The following is a 21,927-nucleotide window of genomic DNA, read 5'->3' as shown; positions in this document are numbered from 1 at the left end:
TATGGAACAGCGTGAATTTATCGTAGAGCAGGAGACTGCCGGTCAGCGTATCGACCGCTTTCTCAGCGGCGAGGACACCGGCCTGTCCCGCTCGGCGCTGCAGGCGCTGGTGGCCGAGGGGCATGTGCAGTGCAACGGCAAGACTGTGGCCAAAAGCCTGAAGCTCAAGGCAGGGGACACCGTGCTGCTGGAGATCCCGGACGCAAAGCCCATCGAGGCCGTGCCGCAGGATATTCCGCTGGAGATCGTCTACGAGGACTCCCATCTGCTGGTGGTCAACAAGCCCAAGGGCATGGTGGTGCACCCCGCACCCGGCAACCAGGACGGCACGCTGGTCAACGCCCTGCTGTGGCACTGCAAGGGCAGCCTTTCCGGCATTGGCGGTGAGATCCGTCCCGGCATCGTCCACCGCATTGATAAAGACACCAGCGGCCTGCTGGTGGTGGCAAAGGACGACGCCACCCACATCGGCCTTTCCCAGCAGATGGCAGTGCACAGCGTGGAGCGCGCCTACCAGACGGTAGTTTACGGCGGCTTTGCGCAGGACGAGGGCTTTGTGGAAGCAAACCTCGGCCGCAGCAAGACCGACCGCAAAAAAATGGCGGTCTACCCGGCAAATGAGCCCCACACCAAGTATGCCTACACCGGCTATAAGGTGCTGGAGCGGCTGGGGGAGTTCACCCTGCTGGAATGTCGCCTAAAGACCGGCCGCACCCATCAGATCCGTGTACACATGGCCTCCATTCACCACCCGGTGGCAGGGGACCCGGTGTACGGCCCCCACAACTGCATCACCAGCCTGCACGGGCAGTGTCTGCACGCCAAAACGCTGGGTTTTGTCCACCCCATCACCGGGGAGCAGCTGCGGTTTGATTCCGAGCTGCCGGACTATTTTACCCATTTTCTCGCAACACTCAGGAGGAAAAACACATGAACGATTCTCTGGCATCCACTCTGGTGCTCTGTGATCTGGATAACCTGCTGCTGGGCGAGGATGGCAATCTGACCCAGGTGGTGCGGGACGTTTTGCAGCTGTTCAGCAGCCGCGGCGGCAGACTGACCGTTTTTTCGCAGCGCTCTCCGCGTGCCGTGCGCTCTATTTTGGGCAGCGTGCGTCTGGCTGCGCCTGCGCTGGTGTGCGGCGGCACCATGGCCTACCACTATGCCGACGGCAACCGGGTGCCTCTGTGCAGCTTTGCCCAGCAGCAGGAGCTTTTTGCCTGCCTGCCGGATACCCCCGGTGTGGGCGTTGCCGTGCAGATGCAGGACGGCACCACCCGGGTGCTGCGCATGAGCAATGCACTGGAGCGCCATCTGCGGCGGGAGTGGACTCCGTATCTGCTGGCGAACGCCGCCGATATCCACCCCGAGCAGGTGCTGCGGGTGTTGCTGTATCAGGACAGCAAGTCTGTGCCCCTGATCTCGTTGGCAGAAAAGGCCATCGGGGATCGTGTTGCCCTGCTGGGTGAGCGCATTGCCCCGGACACCCTTGTCCTCACCCCCAAGCGGATCTCCGGACGGGAAATGCTGGACACCGTCTGCACCATGGCGCAGGTGGGTGCAGAGCAGGTTCTGGCGCTGGCGGGCGGTCAGCCCATGCTGGAACTGGTGCAGGCTGTGGAGCACAGCGCAGTGGCCGCCGATGCCCCGGCAGAACTGCGCCTTGCCGCCGGGCAGGTCACCCTGACGGATGCCGCCGGTGGCGCTGCCGTGGAGGTTTTGTACCGCATGGTGCGTGCCGCTGAAAAATCTGTGTAAAACTTATGCAAGGTCCTCTGCAATTTTTCTGCAGAGGGCTTTCTTTTTAGCAAAAAATCAGGTAGAATGGGAGAAGAAGCCTATGCAAAACAAAAAACGCCGCGAGGAGCTGTTCCTGCTGCTGTGTCTTGCCGCCGCAGGGGTCTGTGCTGTGCTGGCGTTCCGGTTTGCAGTGCCGCTGCAAGCGCAAACGCCGCAGACACTGCCGGACACAAAGGAGCTGGCAGCGTATACGCAGGTGGAACTGAACACAGCCGATGCAGACGCTTTGTGCACCCTGCCCGGTGTCGGCCCCCACAATGCACAGGCCATTCTGGACTACCGGGCGCAGCACGGCCCGTTTGCACAGGTGGAGGATGCGGCACAGGTGCCGGGCATTACCCAAGCAATGGTGGATTCATGGGCAGGGCAGGCGTATGTCCGCTAGGGTGTAGCCCGCTTGCTGCCTTGGTCAAAGAGGAAATACGGAGATTTATTGTTATGAGTGACGAATCGATCTTTATCAACCGCGAACTGAGCTGGCTGGATTTCAACCGCCGCGTTCTGGCGCTGGGCAAGGACAAGAATGTCCCGCTGGGCGAGCGGATCAAGTTTCTGGCAATTTACGGCTCCAATCTGGACGAGTTTTTCATGGTGCGCGTGGGCTCCTTGCAGGAGCGCGCAAACCTTGAGCAGAGCAAGACCAAAAAGGAAAAGCGGGAAAACAAGACCAACATGACTGCCGCCGAGCAGCTTGCCGCCATTATGCCCAAAACGGCGCAGCTGCAAGAAGAATGCGATAAATTCTACGCAAAAGCGCTGGAAAATTTGGCAGAGAACGCCTACCATAAGGTGGATTTCGACCACCTGACCAAGGAGGAAGAGCATCTCTGGAAAAAATACTTCCAGTCCGAGCTATTCCCCATCCTCAGCCCGCAGATCGTGGATAACCGCCACCCGTTCCCGTTTTTGCGCAACAAGGAGATCTATCTTGGCGTGCTGCTCAAGGAAAAGCACACGCAGGAGCAGAGCCTTGGCATCGTGCCCATCTCCAGCCAGATGGAGCGGCTGCACTTCATCAAAAAGGACGGCGCTGTGCAGTTTGCCCTCACTGAGGAGCTGGTACTGCACTATGCGTCCAGCATCTTCGGCAAGGATTCTATTCAGGAAAAATGCCTGTTCCGGGTCACCCGCAACGCAGATATCGACGTAAAAGAGGGCATGATGGATCACGATATCGATTACCGTGAGATCATGACCGAGCTGCTCCGGCGCCGCCGCAAGCTGGCCGCTGTCCGTTTGCAGATCACTCCCGCCCCCGCACCGGAGGTGGAGCGGCTGCTGTGCAGCCGTCTGGAACTGACCCGCAAGCGGGTGTTCTTGCAAAAGAGCCCGCTGGATCTGAGCTTCTTCTTCAAGCTTTCCGGCCGCATGGAGGCCGAGGGTCACCCGGCACTGTTCTACACCCCCGCGCGCCCCATGCTGCCGCCGCCGGATTATGATCTGGCTGCCGAGGTACAGAAGCATGACGTGCTGCTCAGCTACCCGTACCAGTCCATCCGCCCCTTTATCGCCATGCTCAAAAAGGCCGCACAGGACCCGGACGTCATCTCCATCAAGATGACCCTCTACCGCATGGCGCGGGAGTCCCAGATCGTGCAGGCGCTGATGGAAGCAGCCGAAAACGGCAAGGAAGTGGTGGCGCTGGTAGAGCTGCGCGCCCGCTTTGACGAGCAGAACAACATCGACTGGTCCAAGCAGCTGGAAAGCGCCGGCTGTACCGTCATCTACGGCTTCGAGGACTACAAGGTGCACTCCAAACTGACCCTCATCACCCGCAAGGGCGCAGAGGGTTACTCCTACATCACCCAGATCGGTACCGGCAACTACAACGAAAAAACCAGCGAACTGTATACGGATTATTCCTTCATCACCGCAGACGAGCGCATTGGTGAGGAAGCCTCCAAGGTGTTCCGCAATCTGGCCGTGCAGCAGCTCACCGAGGAAAGCGACAAGATGCTGGTGGCCCCGCTGCGCTTCAAAAGCGTGCTGCTGGACGAGATGGATCACGTTATCGCTGCCGCCCGCATGGGTCGCCCGGCTTCCATGATCCTGAAAAACAACTCCATCAGCGACCGGGATATCATCCTGAAATTGCAGGAAGCCAGCTGCGCCGGGGTGCGCATTGATATGATCGTGCGCGGCATCTGCTGCGTGCGCGCAGAGGTGCCCGGCAAGACTGAGAATCTGCACATCCGCAGTCTGGTGGGACGGTATCTGGAGCATGGCCGCATTTACAGCTTCTTTGATGGCACCCACACCCGCATCTACATTGCTTCCGGTGACTTCCTCACCCGTAATACTGAGTGCCGCGTGGAGGTCGGCGTGCGGGTGGAGGATCCTGTTCTGGTGCAAAAGCTCACCGATATCCTTCAGCTGCAGCTGCGGGATAACGTCAACGCCCGGGTCATGGATGCCAGCGGCAGCTATCAGAAGGTGAAGCCCGCCGAGGGTGAGCCGCTGGTCAACGGCCAGATGGGTATGTACGAGCTGCTGCGCAACGACTGGCAGCGCCCCGAGCCGTGGAAGTGCACCACCTCCGCCCCGGAAACGGAAAAATCGGCGGCAGTCTGTCAGGAAGTCACCGTCGAACAGCTCAAACAGGAGCTGCCCCATGTGTTCCAACCCGCACCGGAAAAGGCAGAGAATGCCGCCCCGGCGGCGCAGCAGCCCGACCACTACGAGGCACTGGAACAGATGCTGAACAACAAGCCCCGCGCTGCGCAGCCCGCGCCGAAAACGCCCGCTGCACCCCGCCCGGCTGCAAAGCCTGCTGTCACCGCGCCCAAGAAAAAGAGCCTGCTGGAACGCATCGGGAACTTTTTCCGGCGCTGAGCTGTAAAATCATGTAAACCAAAACCGGAGCTGCTGCGCAGAGATTTGTGCGGCGGCTCTGCTTTTTTGTTTGTGTTCTCCTGTCTGCCGCTTGTGCATACACTTTTCAGGATAGGAGGGCGGGCGTATGCGGGTAAAACGGAGCGGACAGGCAGCAAAAATACGCAGACGGCGGTGGGGTATCATGGCACTTGTGTTGGCAGGGCTGGCACTCTGTCTGCTGGCAGCTTTGCCGGTGCAGGCTGCCCGGAACACGCAAAAGCACTGCTTTCCGCTGGATACCACGGCGTGGCGCGTCTCGGACGCCTACGGCGCGCGGACAGACCCCTTTACCGGCAAGTCTGCGTTCCATCGGGGACTTGATCTTGCCTGCGCGGCGGGCACGGCAGTGCAAGCGGTGCAGGGCGGGGTAGTGACTGCGGCGGCATACAGCCCAAGCTACGGCAACCATCTGCGCATCCTGCACCCGGATGGCTGCGAGACCCGCTACGCACACCTGCAATACCTCTATGTCCGCCCGGGAGAGGTGGTGCAGGCCGGGCAGACGCTGGGCACAGTAGGGCAGACAGGCCGCGCCACCGGTGCGCACCTGCATCTGGAACTGTGGCAGCAGGGCGCTGCCTGCGACCCCGCCGCCCTGTTGGAGAATGCCCCGTGAACCGGCTGCGGGTGGGGAAGCTTGTATTCCGGGACCCGGTGCTGCTGTGCGGTGTGGTGTACCTGCTGCTCTACTTTGATGCCAGTGGCTTTCTGCGGCTGGGACTGCTGGCGGCTGTTTTGCACGAGCTGGGGCACATCCTTGTCTACTGCATCCAGCAAAGGCGTCTGCCGGTCATCGAGGTGACCATGACCGGTTTTTGTATGCGTACGGCAGGGGAGCGGTTCTCCCCACTCCAGAGGTTCGTGCTTGCTGCCGCCGGGCCCGCAGTCAATTTTGCCCTTGCCGGGGTATGGGCGGTGCGTCTTGCGCAGACTGTCACTATCCGAGGCAGCGCGTTCTGGGCGGCGAATCTGCTGACCGGGCTGTTCAATCTGCTGCCGGTACCGCCGCTGGACGGCGCACAGATGGCAGCGTGCGCAGGGGCGCTGTGGCAGCAAAAACACGGAAAGTATGCACAAACCGCCGGAAACGATTGCAAAACCGGCACATTTGGGGTAAAATAAAAAGAACGCAAAAAACGGATTGTTTATGGAGGACCCGATGTTTGATCCCAAACTGAAAGAAGCGCTGGGACGGGTGCAGAAGCCCGGACGCTATACCGGCGGCGAGCCCGGCAGTATCTATAAAGAAAAGGACATGGTGGATGTGCGCTTTGCCTTCTGCTTCCCGGATACCTACGAGGTGGGAATGTCCTTTCTGGGCGAAAAGATCCTGTACGAACTGCTCAACAGCCACGAGAACTGGTGGTGCGAGCGCGCCTTTATGCCTTGGCTGGATATGAAGGCGGAGATGGAGCGCCTGCAGCTGCCGCTGTACACCATGGAGAGCAAAGATCCCCTCACGGCCTTTGACGCCGTGGGCTTTACCTTGCAGTACGAGCTTTCCTACACCAATATCCTTGCCATGCTGGACTTGGCTGGCATCCCGTTCTATTCCAAAGACCGTGACGACCGCTGGCCGCTGATCGTAGCGGGCGGCCCCTGCGCCTGCAACGCAGAGCCTATCGCGGATTTCTTTGACGTTATCCAGCTGGGCGAGGGCGAGAACCAGCTGCCCGCCATCTGCGCCGAGATCGAAAAGGCGAAAAAGGAGGGCATCTCCAAAAAGCAGCTGCTGCTCAACATTGCAAAGATCCCGGGCGTGTACATCCCGGCTTTCTACGATGTCACCTACCACGAGGACGGCAGAGTAAAGGCCATCACCCCCAACGAGCCGGGCATTCCGGCGCGCATCACCAAGGCCATCATCAAGGATCTGAACCAGTTCGCCCCGCCCACCAACTTTGTGGTGCCCATGGTGGGTGCTATTCAGGATCGTGCCAGCATCGAGGTGCTGCGCGGCTGCGTGCGCGGCTGCCGGTTCTGTCAGGCGGGCTTTCTGTACCGCCCCATGCGCCAGCGCGATGCCAGTTTGCTGAACAAGGCAGCACAGGATCTGTGTGCCAACACCGGTTACGAGGAACTGAGCCTTTCCAGCCTTTCCACCTCCGACCACGGTCAGCTGGAAGAGCTGCTGGATGATCTGAACGAGTGGGCACCCAAGGAGCACGTCAGCCTGTCGCTGCCCTCCCTGCGTGTGGACAACTTCTCCCAGAGCCTCATCGAAAAAACAACCAAGGTGCGCAAGAGCGGACTGACCTTTGCCGCCGAGGCCGGTACTCAGCGTCTGCGCAACGTCATCAATAAAAACGTCACTTGGGATGAGATCGAAAAGACCTGCACCATCGCTTTCAATGCGGGCTACACTTCGGTCAAGCTCTACTTCATGATGGGTCTGCCCACCGAGACCATGGAGGATATCGAGGGCATTGCCGAGACCGCCCAGAAGGTGGTAGACCTCTACTACAAGAACACGAACCACGCCAAGGGACGCGGCGTGCAGGTGACCATCAGCTGCGCCTGCTTTGTGCCCAAGCCCCACACCCCCTTCCAGTTCGTGCCCATGGATACCGCCGAGACCCTGCAGGCCAAACAGAAGCACCTGCTGGAAAGCGTGCACAGCCGCAAGATCAAGGTGAACTACCACGACAGTACCACCAGCTTTTTGGAGGGCGTGTTCGCCAAGGGCGACCGCCGCCTTGCCCCGGTCATCGTGGAGGCTTATAAGCGCGGCTGCTACTTCGATGGCTGGGAAGAGTGCTTCAAGTACGATACCTGGATGCAGACCTTTGCAGATCTGGGTATCGACCCCGCCTTCTACTGCCAGCGCCCCATCGCGCTGGACGAAGTGACCCCGTGGTCGCACATGGACTACGGCATCACCCACGAGTATCTGGTGCGGGAGTACAACAAGGCTCTGGCTGCCCAGACCACCCCGCCCTGCAACCGTGCCTGCAACGCCTGCGGTGCCAACCATCTGTTAGGAGGTCCCTGCTTTGATTACAGTCAGAATCTCGTTTGAAAAGAAAAATGAAGCCTCCTATATCTCCCTGCTGGACTTGCAGCGGGTGATGCAGCGGGTGCTCAAGCGCAGCGGTCTGCCGGTGTGGCATACGCTTGGCTTTAACCCCCATATCTACATGACCTTTGCCTGTCCGCTCTCGCTGGGGCAGGAGAGCGAGTGCGAGTGCGTGGACGTTAAGACCGAGGCGGAAGCCCCGGATTTTGCCCAGTGGCAGACCGCCCTCAACGCCATCATGCCCGCCGGTATCCATGTTACCCGGGTAGCTCCGGTGGAGATGAAGGCGGACAGCATCGCCTTTGCCTGTTACCGCATCAGCTACCCGGCGGCTGCCGCTGCGGTGCTGGAACAGTATAACGCGCTGGAAACAGCCCCTGTGGAAAAGCACAGCAAGCGCGGCAAAAAGATCATAGACCTTAAAGAGCATATCCCGCAGCTGCGCTATACCGCACTGGGGGACACTGTGCAGCTGGAACTTTGCCTGCCCGCCGCGCAGGAGCTGAACCTGAACCCCTCGCTGCTCACCGGTTTTCTGGAAGAAAAGTTCGGCCTGCCCGCCGCAAGCGCCAATATCCTGCGCACCAAATTTTTGACGGCAGACCGGCAGCTGTTTGCCTGAAGCGGCGCAAAAGTCCGTCTATCAGGCAAAACAGAAAATTTTTGCAAGATTTTTCGCCAAATTGCTTGCATTCAAGCCGGTTTTGTGCTATCCTATTAGGGCGTTAGTGTCCGCTGAGACCACAGCGGGGTTAATGACAAGTATTTATCATTAAACGGGCGGTCCTCTGACGGCTATGCCGTGCATGAACGTCTAAAAACAAATGGAGGATTCAAAAATGGACGCACTGAAGATTATTTCTGAAGGCAGCATCAAGGCTGAAAAGCCTCAGTTCAACGTTGGCGATACCGTCCGCGTTGATGTTCGTATCAAGGACGGCGACCGTGAGCGCATTCAGGCCTTTGAGGGCACTGTCATTGCTAAGAAGCACGGCGGCGTTGCAGAGACCTTCACCGTTCGCCGCGTGGCTTACGGTGTCGGCATCGAGCGTGTCTTCCCCGTCAACAGCCCCTTCGTTGAGAAGGTCACTGTTGTCCGCAAGGGCAAGGTTCGCCGCGCAAAGCTGTTCTATCTGCGTGGCCGTACGGGCAAGGCTGCCAAGGTCAAGAGCGATATTTGATCATCCCCGATTTGAAACCGGGAGAAAAGGGACAACTTGTTGTCCCTTTTTTCTTTTTCAAAGCCCGGGCGTATGTGTAAAATCAGGAAAGGCTGGTGGCTAAGCTATGGAAAAACAGCAGCAGTCTGCCCCCGCAGTGCGCGGACAGGGCATACTGGAATGGTACGAAGCGCTCATCTCCGCAGCGCTGGTGCTGGTACTGATCTTTTCGTTTTTCTTCCGCATCATTCAGGTGGACGGGCGCTCTATGGTGCCCACCCTGACCCACGGCGATAAGCTCATTGTCTGGGCGGCAGGCTACACCCCGCAGCGGGGCGATGTGGTTATCGTGGACAGCTACACCGTCTACGGTAAGCCGTTGGTCAAGCGGATCATCGCCAAGGGCGGCGACACCATCAGCATCGACTACGACGCCGGTACGGTCACGGTGAACGGCGAACTTTTACAGGAGGACTACATTGCAGCCCCTACCTATCTGGGCTACGATGTGCAGTTCCCGTTCACGGTGCCGGAGGGCACTCTGTTTGTGATGGGGGACAACCGCAACGAATCGCTGGACAGCCGCTCCTCCTATGTCGGCTGCATTGACGAGCGTGATATTCTGGGCAAGGTGCTGCTGTGCTTTATGCCCTTTACAGATTTTGGGGTGGTAAAATGAACGAAATGGATACCCGGTTTGCAAACCAGTACAATATTCAGTGGTTCCCGGGCCACATGACCAAGACTCTGCGCATGATGGAGCAGGAAATCCAGCACGTTGATGCCAGCCTTGTGCTGCTGGATGCGCGCATTCCGCTTTCCAGCCTGAACCCGGAGATCGAGCGCATCACCGACCGCAAGCCAAAGCTCTATGCGCTGAACAAGGCCGACCTTGCCGACCCGGCTGTGACTGAGGAGTGGATCCGCTACTTCCACGCTGCAGATGCAGGCTGCGTGGCCATCAGCGCCAAGCAGAAGGGCGGCGCAAACGCCGTGAAGGTGGCCATTGAAAAGGAACTTTCCGGCCTGCTGGAGCGCCGCCAGAACCGCGGCATGGGCGGTGCCAAGACGCAGGTGATGCTGTGCGGCATCCCCAACGTGGGCAAATCCACCTTTATCAACACCTTTGCAGGCTCTGCCCGCGCCAAGGCGGCAGACCGCCCCGGCGTGACCAAGGGCAAGCAGTGGGTCAGCACCGAAAAGTTTGATCTGCTGGATATGCCCGGCGTGCTGTGGAAAAAGTTCGATTCCAAGACCATCGCCTCCAATCTGGCCTTTATCGGCTCCATCAAGGACGATATTCTGGATGTGGAAGAATTGGCCATGAACCTGCTGGACGAGGTGCGCCGCAACTATCCTGACCTTGTGGCACAGCGCTACAAGCTGGATGCCGAAACGCTGGCACTGCCGCCCTACGAGCTGCTGGAAGCCATCGGCCGCAAGCGCGGGCTGCTGGTGCGCGGCGGCGAGGTGAACACCGAGCGCTGCGCCATCATGCTGGTGGACGAGTTCCGCGCCTGCAAGTGGGGACGTATCTCTCTGGAGCGCCCGCCGCAGCGGGATGACCTGACCGATTTTGCCGAGGAGGACGAGGAATGAAGCGCCGCTCGGATGAGGAGATCTCGGCGCCGCTGTACGCCTTTGACGCCGAGGTGCGCAGCCAGTACGGCTGCTTTGCCGGTGTGGACGAGGCTGGGCGCGGCCCGCTTTGCGGCCCTGTGTGCGTAGCGGCCTGTATTCTGGACCCGGAAAACCCGGTGTACGGCATCAACGATTCCAAAAAGCTGACCGAGAAAAAGCGCGAAGCACTGTTTGATGAGATCTGCGAAAAAGCGCTGGCCTACCGCATCGTTTTTGTGGGGCCGGAGGTCATTGACCGGGAAAACATTCTGAACGCCACCATGGACGGGATGCAGCAGGCGGTGGAGCAGCTGGACATCGTGCCCAATCTGGTGCTGGTTGACGGAAACCGCACCCCCGCAGGCTTGCAGATCCCGGCACAGCCGGTGGTCAAGGGCGATGCCACCAGCGCCAGCATCGGCGCAGCCTCGGTGCTGGCCAAGGTCAGCCGTGACCGCTATATGCTGGAACTGGATAAGCAGTACCCGCAGTATCAGCTGGCAAAGCACAAGGGCTACCCCACAAAGCTGCACTATGAGCTGATCGCGCAGTACGGCATCCAGCCGTTCTACCGCCGCAGCTTCCTCAAAAAGCAGGGCTACTGGCCGGAGAGCGGTAAATGAACCGCGCCGAGACCGGCCGCAGGGGAGAAGCTGCCGCTGCCCGCTGGTATCAGAAGCAGAGCGCGCAGCTGCTGGCGCATAACTATCATACCCGCATGGGAGAGCTGGATCTTGTGCTGCGGGAGCCGGACGGCACCATCGTCATCTGCGAGGTAAAGACCCGCAGCCAAGGGATGCTGCAACGGCCCGCTGCCGCCGTAGACCCGACCAAGCAGCACCGGCTGATCTGCGCTGCACAAAGGTATCTGCAGCAGACCGGCCAAAGCGAAGAACCGGTGCGTTTTGACGTTGCAGAGGTAGTTCCTCTTGACAGCGGGCGCTGGATGGTACATATTATAAAGGGTGCCTTTCTCTGCAAACCTTAGGCAGAAACCGTGGCACCGGTGGGAAGTATGCGGCAGAACGAGGGTTTTGCCGTACAACCGGGAACGTGCCCGGCACGTTCCGTGGCGAAAAGGAGCGATGACCATGCAGTTTTTCAGTACCAGAGATCAGAACCGCAAAGTAACCTCTTCTCAGGCAATTGCACAGGGACTGTCCGATGAAGGCGGTCTGTTTGTGCCGGAAAGTTTTCCGCAGGTGGATGTAAAAGCTCTGTGCGGGCTGGACTACCCCGCGCTGGCAGCCGCCGTTGTGCGGGAGTACCTGACCGATTACGACCCCGCTTTCCTGACCGACGCTACCCGCAGCACCTACGGCGCTGCTTTCGGCGGTAAGGCAGGCTATCTTGCCCCGGTGGAGGGGGACACCTATGCCCTCGAGCTGTGGCACGGCCCGACCTGCGCCTTTAAAGATTACGCCCTGCAGCTGATGCCCAAGCTGCTGGTGGAAGCCAAAAAGAATCTGGGACGCACCGAAAAGACCCTGATCCTTGTGGCTACCAGCGGCGATACCGGCAAGGCTGCGCTGGACGGCTACCATGATATCCCCGGTGTGGAGATCGCTGTGTTCTACCCCACCGGCGGCACCAGCGAGATCCAGCGTTTGCAGATGGCAACGCAGGAGGGCGCTAATGTGGCGGTATACGCTGTGCGCGGCAACTTCGACGATGCCCAGACCGGCGTAAAGAAGGTGTTCGGCGATAAGGCCATCGCTGCCGAACTGGAACAGCGCAACATCCGTCTTTCCAGCGCAAACTCCATCAACGGGGGCCGTCTTGTGCCGCAGATCGTCTACTATTTTGCCGCCTACGCCCAGCTGCTCAAGGCAGGCAAGATCACCTTCGGTGACGAGGTGGACTTCTGTGTGCCCACCGGCAACTTTGGCGATATCCTCGCCGGTTATTACGCAAAGCAGATGGGTCTGCCTGTGGGCAAGCTGGTCTGCGCTTCCAACGAGAACAACGTGCTGACCGATTTCCTCACCACCGGTACTTACACCGCAAAGCGGGAGTTCTTCAAGACCACCTCGCCCAGCATGGACATTCTGGTGTCCTCCAATCTGGAGCGCCTGCTGTACCATGTGACCGGCAGCGATGCCGAGGTGGCGGGCTTTATGCAGCAGCTGGCTGCAACCGGCAGCTATACCGTCCGTCCCGAGACGCTGGCAGCTATTCAGGAGACCTTCTCCTGCGGCTGGAGCAGCGAGGCCGAGGTGGCAGGGGAGATCCGTTCCCGCTACGAAAAGGACGGCTACCTGTGCGATACCCACACCGCCGTGGCCTTCCATGTGGCTGCACAGAAAAAGCGGCAGGGCGTGCCCATGGTGGTGCTTTCCACCGCATCGCCCTTCAAGTTCCCCCGCAGCGTGCTGAGCGCACTGGGCAAAACCGCCCCGGAAAACGATTTTGAAGCCATGCAGCAGCTGGAGGCTGCCACCGGTCACGCCGCACCGGCAAGCCTTGCCGCTCTGCGCAGCAAGCCGGAGCGCTTTGATACCGTCATTGCCCCGGCACAGATTGCTGAGGTGGCGCTGGGCTATCAGGCATAAGCTTCTGCGGACAGACAGAACAGGAGTAAACAGACTATGGCACTTTTTGTGCTTGGCGACCCCCATCTTTCTCTGGGCGCATCCAAGCCGATGGATATATTTCCCGGCTGGAACGATTATGTGGACCGGCTGGAGAAAAACTGGCGCAAGCTCATCACCCCGCAGGATACCATCGTGCTGGCGGGGGATATCAGCTGGGCCATGCGCCTGACCGATACCCGCAAGGATTTCGCCTTTTTGCAGCAGCTGCCCGGACAGAAGATCATCATGAAGGGCAACCACGATTACTGGTGGTCCACCGCCAACAAGATGAACGCCTACCTCAAGGCCGAGGGCTTCGATACCCTGCATATCCTGCATAATAATTCTTACAGCGTGGAGGGGTACGCCATCTGCGGCACCCGCGGTTGGCTGTTTGATGTGGGCGAGCCCCACGATGAAAAGGTGATGAACCGCGAGATCGGCCGTCTGCGCATGAGCTTGCAGGCAGCGGAGCCCGGGCTGGAAAAGCTGGTGTTCCTGCACTATCCGCCGGTCTACACCGGCACCAGCGCCCCAGAGATCGTAGCTACCCTGAAGGAGTTTGGCATCAGGACCTGCTTCTATGGGCATCTGCACGGCAACGCCATCCGGTTCGCCGTACAGGGCGAGGTGGAAGGCATCCGGTACAAGCTGGTAAGTGCCGACGGCCTGCGTTTTTGCCCCTACCGCATCAATTGACAGCGGTATAAAAGGGCAAAAACGACAAAATTTAAAAATTTGGTATGGCAATTGTGTCCAGAGCGTGCTATAATAAGTTTTGACGCGATTGTTGCACCCAATTGAGCGCGCGCGTCCCCGCATTCCGTGTGCATACAGCAAGGACGTGGTGCGCGGTTGCCCCGGGCAAAAACTTCCTGCCCTGAGCAATAGAATATTTGAGTGGAGGATAAACAAATGAATCTCATCAAGTGTGAAAAGCTCGAGAAGAGCATGGCAGAACTGCAGTTCTCCATCGACGCAGAGGCCTTCAAGAAGGCTGTTGCCGATGTTTTCAAAAAAGAGGGCAAGAAGTACCCTGTGCAGGGCTTCCGCAAGGGCAAGGCCCCCAAGGCTCTGATCGAGAAGATGTACGGCGCAGACGTCTTTACCTACGACGCCATCAACGAGCTGTTCCCGGAGGCTTTTGAGGCTGCCGCTAAGGAAGCCGGTGTGGAGCCCGTGGGCCGTCCCGAGGTCACCGTGGATTCTGCCAGCGAGGCAGAGGGCGCTACCCTGACCGTTAAGGTCGCCGTGAAGCCCGAAATCAAGGTTGGCAGCTACAACGGTCTGACCGTGGAAAAGACTGTCCATACTGTTACCGACGAGGCTGTGGACGCTGAGCTGAAGCGTGTGCAGGAGCGCAACGCCCGTGAGCTGACCCGTGAGGGCGCTGCTCAGAATGGCGATATCGCTGATATCGACTTCGAGGGCTTTGTGGACGGCGTCGCATTCGAGGGCGGCAAGGCTGAGCACTACAACCTGACTCTGGGCAGCGGCAGCTTCATCCCCGGCTTTGAGGAGCAGGTCGTTGGCCACTCTGCCGGCGAGGAGTTCGACGTGAACGTCACCTTCCCCACCGAGTATCAGGCTGCTGAGCTGGCTGGCAAGGCTGCTGTCTTTAAGATCAAGCTGCACGAGGTCAAGTACAAGGAGCTGCCCGCTCTGGATGACGAGCTGGCAAAGGACTGCTCCGAGTACGACACTCTGGACGAGTTCAAGGCTTCCATCCGCAAGAACAATCAGGAGCAGCTGGACAAGCAGGACGATCTGGCTGTCGAGAATGCTCTGGTCGATCAGGTCATCGAGAGCATGGAGGGCGAGATCCCTCAGGCTATGTACGATGTCCGCATGGACGAGATGGTCAACGACTTTGCTTTCCGTGTGGAGCAGCAGGGTCTGCGTCTGGAGGACTACCTGAAGTATATGGGTCAGTCCATGGAGCAGTTCCGTGCCGCTTTCATGCCGCAGGCTGAGAAGCAGGTCAAGATCGGTCTGGCTCTGGAGGCTGTTGCCGCTGCTGAGCACATCGAGGCTTCCGAGGACGAGATCAATGCCGAGATCAAGCGCATTGCTGACCAGTACAAGATGGAAGAGGACAAGGTTCGTGAGCTGATCAACCTCGAGGATCTGAAGCAGGATCTGGCTCGCACCAAGGCCATCGACTTCATCAAGAGCCACGCTAACATCGTGGTGAAGCCCGCAGAGGCTGAGAAGGCTGCTGACGCTGAGTAATCAGTGCCGGGCCCTGTAAAGCGCCGCAGGCGTTTTATCAAAGGTTGTTAAAATTGACCGGTACGGCTGAACTTTACAGGGGACCCGTATCGGTCAATTTTGCCAATAAACTTAAACCATTTCAGGAGGCGAACTTTATGAGTTTTGTTCCTTACGTTGTCGAGCAGTCGGCGCACGGAGAGCGTTCCTACGATATTTTCTCTCGTCTGCTGAACGATCGCATCATCGTGCTGAGCGAGGATGTCAACGATACCACCGCAAGCCTTGTGGTGGCACAGCTGCTGTATCTGGAAGGGCAGGACCCGGATAAGGACATCAGCCTGTATATCAACAGCCCCGGCGGTTCCATCAGCGCCGGTATGGCCATTCATGACACCATGCAGTATATCAAGTGCGATGTTTCCACCATCTGCATGGGCATGGCTGCCTCTATGGGCGCATTCCTGCTGGCAAGCGGCACCAAGGGTAAGCGCTTTGCCCTGCCCAACGCCGAGATCATGATCCACCAGCCGCTGATCGGCGGTCAGGGCGGCGGCCTTTCCGGCCAGACCACGGATATCAAGATCCATGCCGAGCACATGGTCTATATCCGCGATAAGATGAACCGGATGCTCAGCGAGTACACCGGCCAGCCGCTGGAAAAGATCCAGCAGGACACCGAGCGCGACAACTACCTTACCGCGCAGCAGGCAAAGGAATACGGCCTGATCGATGAGGTCATTGCCCACCGGTAAACCGCTATAATCTATCCAGGATAAGGAAAAACAGCTATGGCAAATAACAATTCCGGCAAAAACGAAAAGGATCTGGTTTGCAGCTTTTGCGGCAAGCATCAGGACGAAGTGGAGCGCATGATCATTGGCCCCGGGGTCAATATCTGCAGCGAGTGCATCGGCCTGTGCCACGATCTGCTCTCTGACAAGCCGGATCAGCCCAAAAGCGCCCGTCCGGCTCGCGGCAACGCAAACCGCGCCCATGTCCAGCCCGCTGCTGCAGATCTGGATATCAACATCATGACCCCGGCCGAGATCAAGGAAGGCCTGGATCAGTATGTCATCGGTCAGGACGAGGCAAAGCGTGTGCTGTCCGTTTCGGTCTACAACCACTATAAGCGTATCCTCAGCGGCAAGGGCGGCGATGTGGAGCTGCAAAAGTCCAACGTGCTGCTGCTGGGTCCCTCCGGCGTGGGCAAGACCCTGCTGGCGCAGACACTGGCCAAGATGCTGGGCGTGCCCTTCGCCATTGCGGATGCCACCACCCTTACCGAGGCCGGTTATGTGGGCGAGGACGTGGAGAACATTCTGCTCAAGCTGATCCAGGCGGCAGATTTTGATGTGCAGAAGGCACAGATCGGCATCATCTACATTGATGAGATCGACAAGATCACCCGCAAGAGCGAAAACCCCTCCATCACCCGCGATGTGGGCGGCGAGGGCGTACAGCAGGCACTGTTGAAGATCTTGGAAGGCACTGTCAGCAACGTGCCGCCGCAGGGCGGCCGCAAGCACCCGCAGCAGGAGTTCATCCAGATCGACACCACCAACATCCTGTTCATCTGCGGCGGTGCCTTTGACGGTCTGGACAAGTATATCCTGCGCCGCACCGATAAGTCCGCGCTGGGCTTCGGCAGTGCGCTGAAGGATAACTCCACCGAGGCTGAGCGCGCATTGCTGCGCAAGGTAGAGCCCCACGATCTGGTCAAGTTCGGCCTGATCCCGGAGCTGATCGGCCGTCTGCCGGTCATCACCGTGCTGGATGATCTGGACGAGGATGCGCTGGTGCGCGTGCTCAAGGAGCCCCGCAACAGTCTGGTCAAGCAGTATAAAGAGCTGCTGGGCATGGATAACGTGGAGCTTACCTTCACGGACGAAGCTTTGCACGCCATTGCCCGCAAGACCATCGAGCGCAAGACCGGTGCCCGTGGTCTGCGCAGCGTGATGGAAAGCATTCTGCTGCCCATCATGTACGAGGTGCCCAGCGATGCCACCATCATCCGCGTGACCGTGGATGAGGACACCGTGGAGGGCGGCGAGGCACATCTGGAATACGGTGCCGTGCGCAAACGCTATAAAAATCAGGCCGCTCTCAGCTGACGGTATCGCCGCACAGCAGGGGAGTGTTCCTGCCTAAAAGCCCTGTTTCGAAAGCTTTTTGCTTTTGGCAGGGCTTTTTGCTTTCAAATTCTTGTTTCTGACAGGAAAATGTACTATAATAGCAAAGTGTGGATCGTGCGGCATGTGCTCTCTGGCAGGGGCATACCGCAAAAGACGAGCCATAGTATTGGGTAACAGGAAGAGTACTATAAAGGAGTGTGTTTTTAATGGCAAATTATCACGAGATGGATCGCGATGCGCTGACCGCTGAAAAGGCAGCGCTGGAACAGGCTTATAAAGAGTTTCAGGCAAAGGGTCTGAAGCTGAACATGGCACGCGGCAAGCCCGGCCCCCACCAGATGGATCTGGCAATGGACCTGTTGAAGATGACCGACTACACCACGGATGCAGGCACCGACGCCCGCAACTACGGCGAGCTGGAGGGTCTGAGCGAGGCACGCGCCCTGTTTGCAGATGTGTTCGGCGTAAAGCCCAACGAGGTATTCGTGGGCGGCAACTCCAGCCTGCAGCTGATGTATAACCTCATCAACATCGGCTATGTGTTCGGCTTCCCGGAGTCTCCCTGCCCTTGGTCTCAGGTGGAAAAGCGCAAGTTCCTCTGCCCGGTGCCCGGCTATGACCGTCACTTTGCTATCACCGAGGAGTTCGGCTTTGAGCTCATCAGCGTGCCCATGACCCCCAACGGCCCCGATATGGACGTTGTGGAAAAGCTGGTAGCAGAGGATGATACCATCAAGGGCATCTGGTGCGTGCCGCAGTACTCCAACCCCGATGGCTACACTTACAGTGATGAGACCATCGAGCGCTTTGCCAAGATGAAGACCGCCGCCCCGGATTTCAAGATCTTCTGGGATGAGGCCTACATCGTCCACCACTTGACCGAGGAGATCATTGAGACCCCCGTGCTGCTGAACGTGAGCAAGAAGTACGGCACGCAGGACCGCGTGTTCATGTTCACCTCCACCAGCAAGATCACCTTCCCGGGTGCCGGTGTTTCTGCCATTGCCTGCAGCGACAACAGCATGAAGTATATGTGCAAGCGCTTTTCAGTGATGATCATCAGCTACGATAAGATGAACCAGCTGCGCCACGTCCGCTTCCTGAAGAACAAGGAGGGCGTTCTGGCACACATGGCAAAGCACCGCCGCCGTCTGGTGCCCTGCTTCGATGCCGTCAAGACCGCTTTTGCCGCCAACCTCACCCCCTGCGGCGATATTGCCCACTGGACCAACCCCAAGGGCGGCTACTTTATCAGCCTGTATGTCATGCCCGGCTGCGCTAAGCGCGTGGCGGAACTGTGCAAGAACGCAGGTCTGGTGCTGACCGGTGCAGGCTCTGCTTACCCGTACCACAAGGATCCGCAGGATTCTCATCTGCGCATCGCCCCCACTTACCCCAGTCTGGACGAGGTGGAGACCGCTTCCGAATTGCTGTGCGTCTGCGTGCGTCTGGCTGTTGTGGAAAAGCTGCTGGCTGATATGGCTTAAGGCTTAAAATAATTTGTATATTCTCCTCTGCGGGGCTCTTTGCAGGGCTGGCAGGGGAGTTTTATCACAGAAAGGTCGGCACGACGGCTGCTCTGTGAGGAGAGGAACCGTCGGCAAAACTTGCGGTTCACAACAAAAACGGCTGCGGCTGCACAGCCGCCGCTTTTGGAGGTTCCCGACTTATGAAAACAAAAGGCAAAGCATGGCAGCTGGTCGTTACCGCGCTGCTGATCGTTGTGTTTGTTTACACCGCCTTTTTTGGCGTGGCGGCAAAATACGGCGATGTGACCACCACCTATATCAAAGGTGCAAAGGATATCCGCTTTGGTGTGGATATCAAAGGCGGCGTCAACGTCACCTTTGTGCCCTCGGATGGCTATGATGCCACGGACGAGCAGCTGGATGCCGCCCGTCTGGTCATCGAGAACCGTCTGGTCGCGTTGAACGTGACCGACTACGAGCTGTATGTGGACAACAACTCCGACAGTCTGATTCTGGAGTTTCCGTGGCAGTCCGGCGAGACGGATTTTGACCCCGAGTCTGCCATTCAGGAGATCGGCACCACCGCCTACCTGACCTTCCGCGAGGGAGCCAGCAAGGACGGCGAGCTGATTTTGGACGGCTCCATGGTCGAAAGTGCTTCGGCACAGTACGGTGCTGTGAGCAACGGCGGCAGCTCTGAGTATTACGTTGCCCTCAAGTTCACCACCGAGGGTGCCAAGGCCTTTGGCGATGCCACCACCAAGCTGGCCGCCGATAAGGGCAGCATCAGCATCTGGCTGGACGATGAAAACGTAAGCACGGCCACCGTCAACACCGCCATTACCGACGGACAGGCCATCATCACCAGCTCGGCGTCCAATCCCTTTACGCAGGATGCCGTGGTCAAGATGGCACGCCAGATCAACTCCGGCGCGCTGCCCTTTGCCCTGAGCGTAGACAGCTACTCCACCGTGAGCCCCAGTCTGGGCGAAAACAGCCTTGGTGCCATGGTGCTGGCAGGCCTGATCGCCTTTGCCCTCATTGTGGTGTTCATGACGGTGCTGTACCGTCTGCCGGGCTTTCTGGCCTGCATCGCGTTGGCCGGTCAGGTGGCGGCTACGCTGGCCTTTGTGTCCGGCTACTTCCCGGTGTTTGAAAGCTTTACCCTGACCTTGCCCGGTATTGCAGGTATTATTCTGGCCATCGGCATGGGCGTGGATGCCAACGTTATTACCGCCGAGCGCATCAAGGAGGAGCTGAAAAACGGTAAATCTCTGGACGGCGCACTGAAAAGCGGCTTTGCCCGCGGCCTGACCCCTATCATTGACGGCAACGTGACCATCGTCATCGTGGCCATCGTGCTCATGGGCGCCTTCGGCCCCTCGGATGGCCTGTTTGCTAAGGCGCTGCATTTTGTATTCTTTGCCTTCGGCCCCTCTACCGCAGGCACCATCTACGCCTTCGGCTATACGCTGCTCACCGGCGTGCTGCTGAACTTTGTGTTCGGTGTGTTCGCTACCCGTGTTATGATCCGCGGCGCAGCCGCCATCAAGGCACTGCGCAATCCGTGGCTGTACGGCGCTGCAAAGCCCGGGCAGGAGAAGGCCGAAAAGAAGCCGGTGGATTTCGTATCCCTGCGCAAAAAGTTCCTGACCTTCTCTGCCTGCCTGATGGCAGTTATCCTGCTGTGCGCCGCGGTGTTCGGTGTGCATCTGGATACCGAGTTTACCGGCGGTGCTATGATCACCCTGTCCTACGAGGGCGGCTTTGACCAAGCCGCTGTGCAAAAGACCGCTGCTGCGGCGCTGGAAAACACCGGCCTGACCCTGCAGACCGGCGAGAATGTGGCCACCGGCGACCAGACCCTGAAGATCTCCATGCCCGGCACCGAGACCGTGACCACCGAGCAGGTGGAGAACCTGCTGGATTCCTTGAATGAGAACTACCCGGACAACCAGTTTGCCCAGCTGTCTCTGAGCAACGTCAGCGCAGCCATGGGCACCAAGTTCCTGCAGAAGAGTCTGGTGGCTGTGGTGTTTGCACTGGTGCTCATTCTGCTGTATATCGCCCTGCGTTTCAAGAACATCGGCGGTCTGACCGGCGGTATGATGGCAGTGCTGGCGCTGGTCAACGACCTGATGGTGGTGTTTGGCACCTTTGTGCTGCTGCGCACCGCACTGGACGGCAACTTTATCGCCGCCATGCTCACCATCCTCGGCTACTCCATCAACGATACCGTTGTGGTGTACGACCGTATCCGTGAGAACCGCGCTCTCATGGGCAAAAAGGGCAGCTTTGAGGAGCTGGTCAACCAGTCGGTCAATCAGTCTGCCCGCCGTACCCTGATCACCACCATCACCACCGTGATGGCACTGGGTGTGATGTGCATCGTGGCAAAGCTCTACGGTCTGGGCAGCATCTTTACCTTTGCATTCCCGCTGATGATGGGTATGATCAGCGGTGTGTACACCTCTCTGTGCGTTTCCACCTCGGCATGGGTGCTGTGGAGCGAGCGCAGCAAAAAGAAGAACTGAGGCGGAGGAACAAAAGATGAAGTGCCCTTATTGCGGTGCGGAGGAATCCAAGGTGATCGACTCCCGCCCCACGGAAGATAACGAGCGCATCCGCCGCCGCCGCGAGTGCCTGAACTGCCACATGCGCTTTACCACCTACGAGGTGGTGGAAACAGTGCCGCTGGTGGTCATCAAAAAGGATAACTCCCGCGAACCCTTTGACCGGCAGAAGCTGTTCAACGCCATGTTGCGCGCCTGTGCCAAGCGTCCCGTCAGCTACGAAACGCTGGAACGTGCTGTCAGCAGCATCGAGCAGTCCCTGTTCAGCTCCTACGACCGCGAGATCCCCAGTGTGCGCATTGGCGAGCTGACCATGGAGGAACTGAAAAAGATCGACGAGGTGGCCTATATCCGCTTCGCTTCGGTCTACCGCCAGTTTGCGGATGTGGAAAGCTTCCTTAACGAACTGAAAAAGCTTGTGGGCGACCACAAGGAAAATCAGTAAACTATAACTTAAAAAGGACACTGCACGAAACACTGTGCAGTGTCCTTTTTT

The 21,927-nt window shown here is 58.6% G+C and carries 21 protein-coding genes; all 21 read left to right on the top strand.

Features of this window, described 5'->3' with window-relative positions; translation table 11 throughout:
- Window position 1: 1 nt before the first annotated feature.
- The 21 genes from MTP43_RS07835 (at window position 2) to nrdR (ending at window position 21,876) form a co-directional block, all read left to right on the top strand.
- Complete coding sequence (locus tag MTP43_RS07835; RefSeq protein WP_015538556.1) at window positions 2-934, top strand: RluA family pseudouridine synthase; 933 nt, start codon at window positions 2-4, stop codon at window positions 932-934.
- On the top strand, window positions 931-1,758 hold the full coding sequence (locus MTP43_RS07830) for an HAD hydrolase family protein (protein WP_154263831.1): 828 nt from the start codon (window positions 931-933) through the stop codon (window positions 1,756-1,758). Before MTP43_RS07835 ends, MTP43_RS07830 begins: the two co-directional genes overlap by 4 nt.
- A gap of 82 nt (window positions 1,759-1,840) precedes the next feature.
- Complete coding sequence (locus MTP43_RS07825) at window positions 1,841-2,185, top strand: ComEA family DNA-binding protein (RefSeq protein WP_044960583.1); 345 nt, start codon at window positions 1,841-1,843, stop codon at window positions 2,183-2,185.
- Window positions 2,186-2,238: 53 nt separating this feature from the next.
- Entirely contained in the window at window positions 2,239-4,632 is a 2,394-nt protein-coding gene (gene ppk1 / locus MTP43_RS07820; RefSeq protein ID WP_113621087.1) for a polyphosphate kinase 1, read from the top strand.
- 127 nt (window positions 4,633-4,759) lie between these two features.
- Window positions 4,760-5,290 carry a M23 family metallopeptidase gene (locus MTP43_RS07815; RefSeq protein ID WP_113621086.1) on the top strand — a complete coding sequence of 177 codons (531 nt, stop codon included), beginning with the start codon at window positions 4,760-4,762 and terminating at the stop codon, window positions 5,288-5,290.
- Complete coding sequence (locus MTP43_RS07810) at window positions 5,287-5,796, top strand: metalloprotease (protein ID WP_113621085.1); 510 nt, start codon at window positions 5,287-5,289, stop codon at window positions 5,794-5,796. Before MTP43_RS07815 ends, MTP43_RS07810 begins: the two co-directional genes overlap by 4 nt.
- Window positions 5,797-5,833: 37 nt before the next feature.
- Window positions 5,834-7,693 (top strand): TIGR03960 family B12-binding radical SAM protein, encoded by a 1,860-nt coding sequence (locus MTP43_RS07805; protein ID WP_113621084.1) that lies wholly within the window; start codon window positions 5,834-5,836, stop codon window positions 7,691-7,693.
- Window positions 7,668-8,312 (top strand): TIGR03936 family radical SAM-associated protein, encoded by a 645-nt coding sequence (locus MTP43_RS07800; protein ID WP_113621083.1) that lies wholly within the window; start codon window positions 7,668-7,670, stop codon window positions 8,310-8,312. Before MTP43_RS07805 ends, MTP43_RS07800 begins: the two co-directional genes overlap by 26 nt.
- 217 nt (window positions 8,313-8,529) lie before the next feature.
- Entirely contained in the window at window positions 8,530-8,871 is a 342-nt protein-coding gene (gene rplS / locus MTP43_RS07795; RefSeq protein WP_015538550.1) for a 50S ribosomal protein L19, read from the top strand.
- 106 nt (window positions 8,872-8,977) lie between these two features.
- Entirely contained in the window at window positions 8,978-9,529 is a 552-nt protein-coding gene (gene lepB, locus MTP43_RS07790) for a signal peptidase I (protein ID WP_055184269.1), read from the top strand.
- On the top strand, window positions 9,526-10,449 hold the full coding sequence (ylqF, locus tag MTP43_RS07785) for a ribosome biogenesis GTPase YlqF (RefSeq protein WP_113621082.1): 924 nt from the start codon (window positions 9,526-9,528) through the stop codon (window positions 10,447-10,449). The genes lepB and ylqF overlap by 4 nt, the downstream gene beginning before the upstream one ends.
- Complete coding sequence (locus tag MTP43_RS07780) at window positions 10,446-11,093, top strand: ribonuclease HII (RefSeq protein WP_154265464.1); 648 nt, start codon at window positions 10,446-10,448, stop codon at window positions 11,091-11,093. The genes ylqF and MTP43_RS07780 overlap by 4 nt, the downstream gene beginning before the upstream one ends.
- Window positions 11,090-11,458, top strand: a complete 369-nt coding sequence (locus MTP43_RS07775) for a YraN family protein (RefSeq protein ID WP_154265465.1) — start codon at window positions 11,090-11,092, stop codon at window positions 11,456-11,458. Before MTP43_RS07780 ends, MTP43_RS07775 begins: the two co-directional genes overlap by 4 nt.
- Before the next feature lie 97 nt (window positions 11,459-11,555).
- The gene (gene thrC, locus MTP43_RS07770) at window positions 11,556-13,022 is read left to right on the top strand and encodes a threonine synthase (RefSeq protein ID WP_117526170.1); all 1,467 of its coding nucleotides are present in this window, start codon (window positions 11,556-11,558) and stop codon (window positions 13,020-13,022) included.
- A gap of 36 nt (window positions 13,023-13,058) precedes the next feature.
- Complete coding sequence (locus tag MTP43_RS07765; RefSeq protein WP_005925664.1) at window positions 13,059-13,742, top strand: metallophosphoesterase; 684 nt, start codon at window positions 13,059-13,061, stop codon at window positions 13,740-13,742.
- Between the two features lie 216 nt (window positions 13,743-13,958).
- Entirely contained in the window at window positions 13,959-15,275 is a 1,317-nt protein-coding gene (gene tig / locus MTP43_RS07760; RefSeq protein WP_005925667.1) for a trigger factor, read from the top strand.
- 137 nt (window positions 15,276-15,412) lie between these two features.
- Window positions 15,413-16,009 carry an ATP-dependent Clp endopeptidase proteolytic subunit ClpP gene (clpP, locus tag MTP43_RS07755; protein WP_015538544.1) on the top strand — a complete coding sequence of 199 codons (597 nt, stop codon included), beginning with the start codon at window positions 15,413-15,415 and terminating at the stop codon, window positions 16,007-16,009.
- A gap of 36 nt (window positions 16,010-16,045) precedes the next feature.
- Window positions 16,046-17,368: an ATP-dependent Clp protease ATP-binding subunit ClpX gene (gene clpX / locus MTP43_RS07750; protein ID WP_005925672.1), complete on the top strand. Its 1,323-nt coding sequence runs from the start codon at window positions 16,046-16,048 to the stop codon at window positions 17,366-17,368.
- Between the two features lie 227 nt (window positions 17,369-17,595).
- Window positions 17,596-18,876, top strand: coding sequence for an aminotransferase (locus tag MTP43_RS07745; protein ID WP_005925678.1), 1,281 nt, complete (start codon window positions 17,596-17,598; stop codon window positions 18,874-18,876).
- 182 nt (window positions 18,877-19,058) lie between these two features.
- Window positions 19,059-21,392, top strand: coding sequence for a protein translocase subunit SecF (gene secF, locus MTP43_RS07740; protein WP_117526171.1), 2,334 nt, complete (start codon window positions 19,059-19,061; stop codon window positions 21,390-21,392).
- A gap of 16 nt (window positions 21,393-21,408) precedes the next feature.
- On the top strand, window positions 21,409-21,876 hold the full coding sequence (gene nrdR / locus MTP43_RS07735) for a transcriptional regulator NrdR (RefSeq protein ID WP_117526172.1): 468 nt from the start codon (window positions 21,409-21,411) through the stop codon (window positions 21,874-21,876).
- The last annotated feature ends 51 nt before the right edge of the window (window positions 21,877-21,927 follow it).

This window comes from Faecalibacterium sp. IP-1-18 (assembly GCF_023347355.1).
Classification (GTDB): domain Bacteria; phylum Bacillota; class Clostridia; order Oscillospirales; family Ruminococcaceae; genus Faecalibacterium; species Faecalibacterium prausnitzii.
This window is presented reverse-complemented; position numbering and strand designations above follow the sequence as displayed.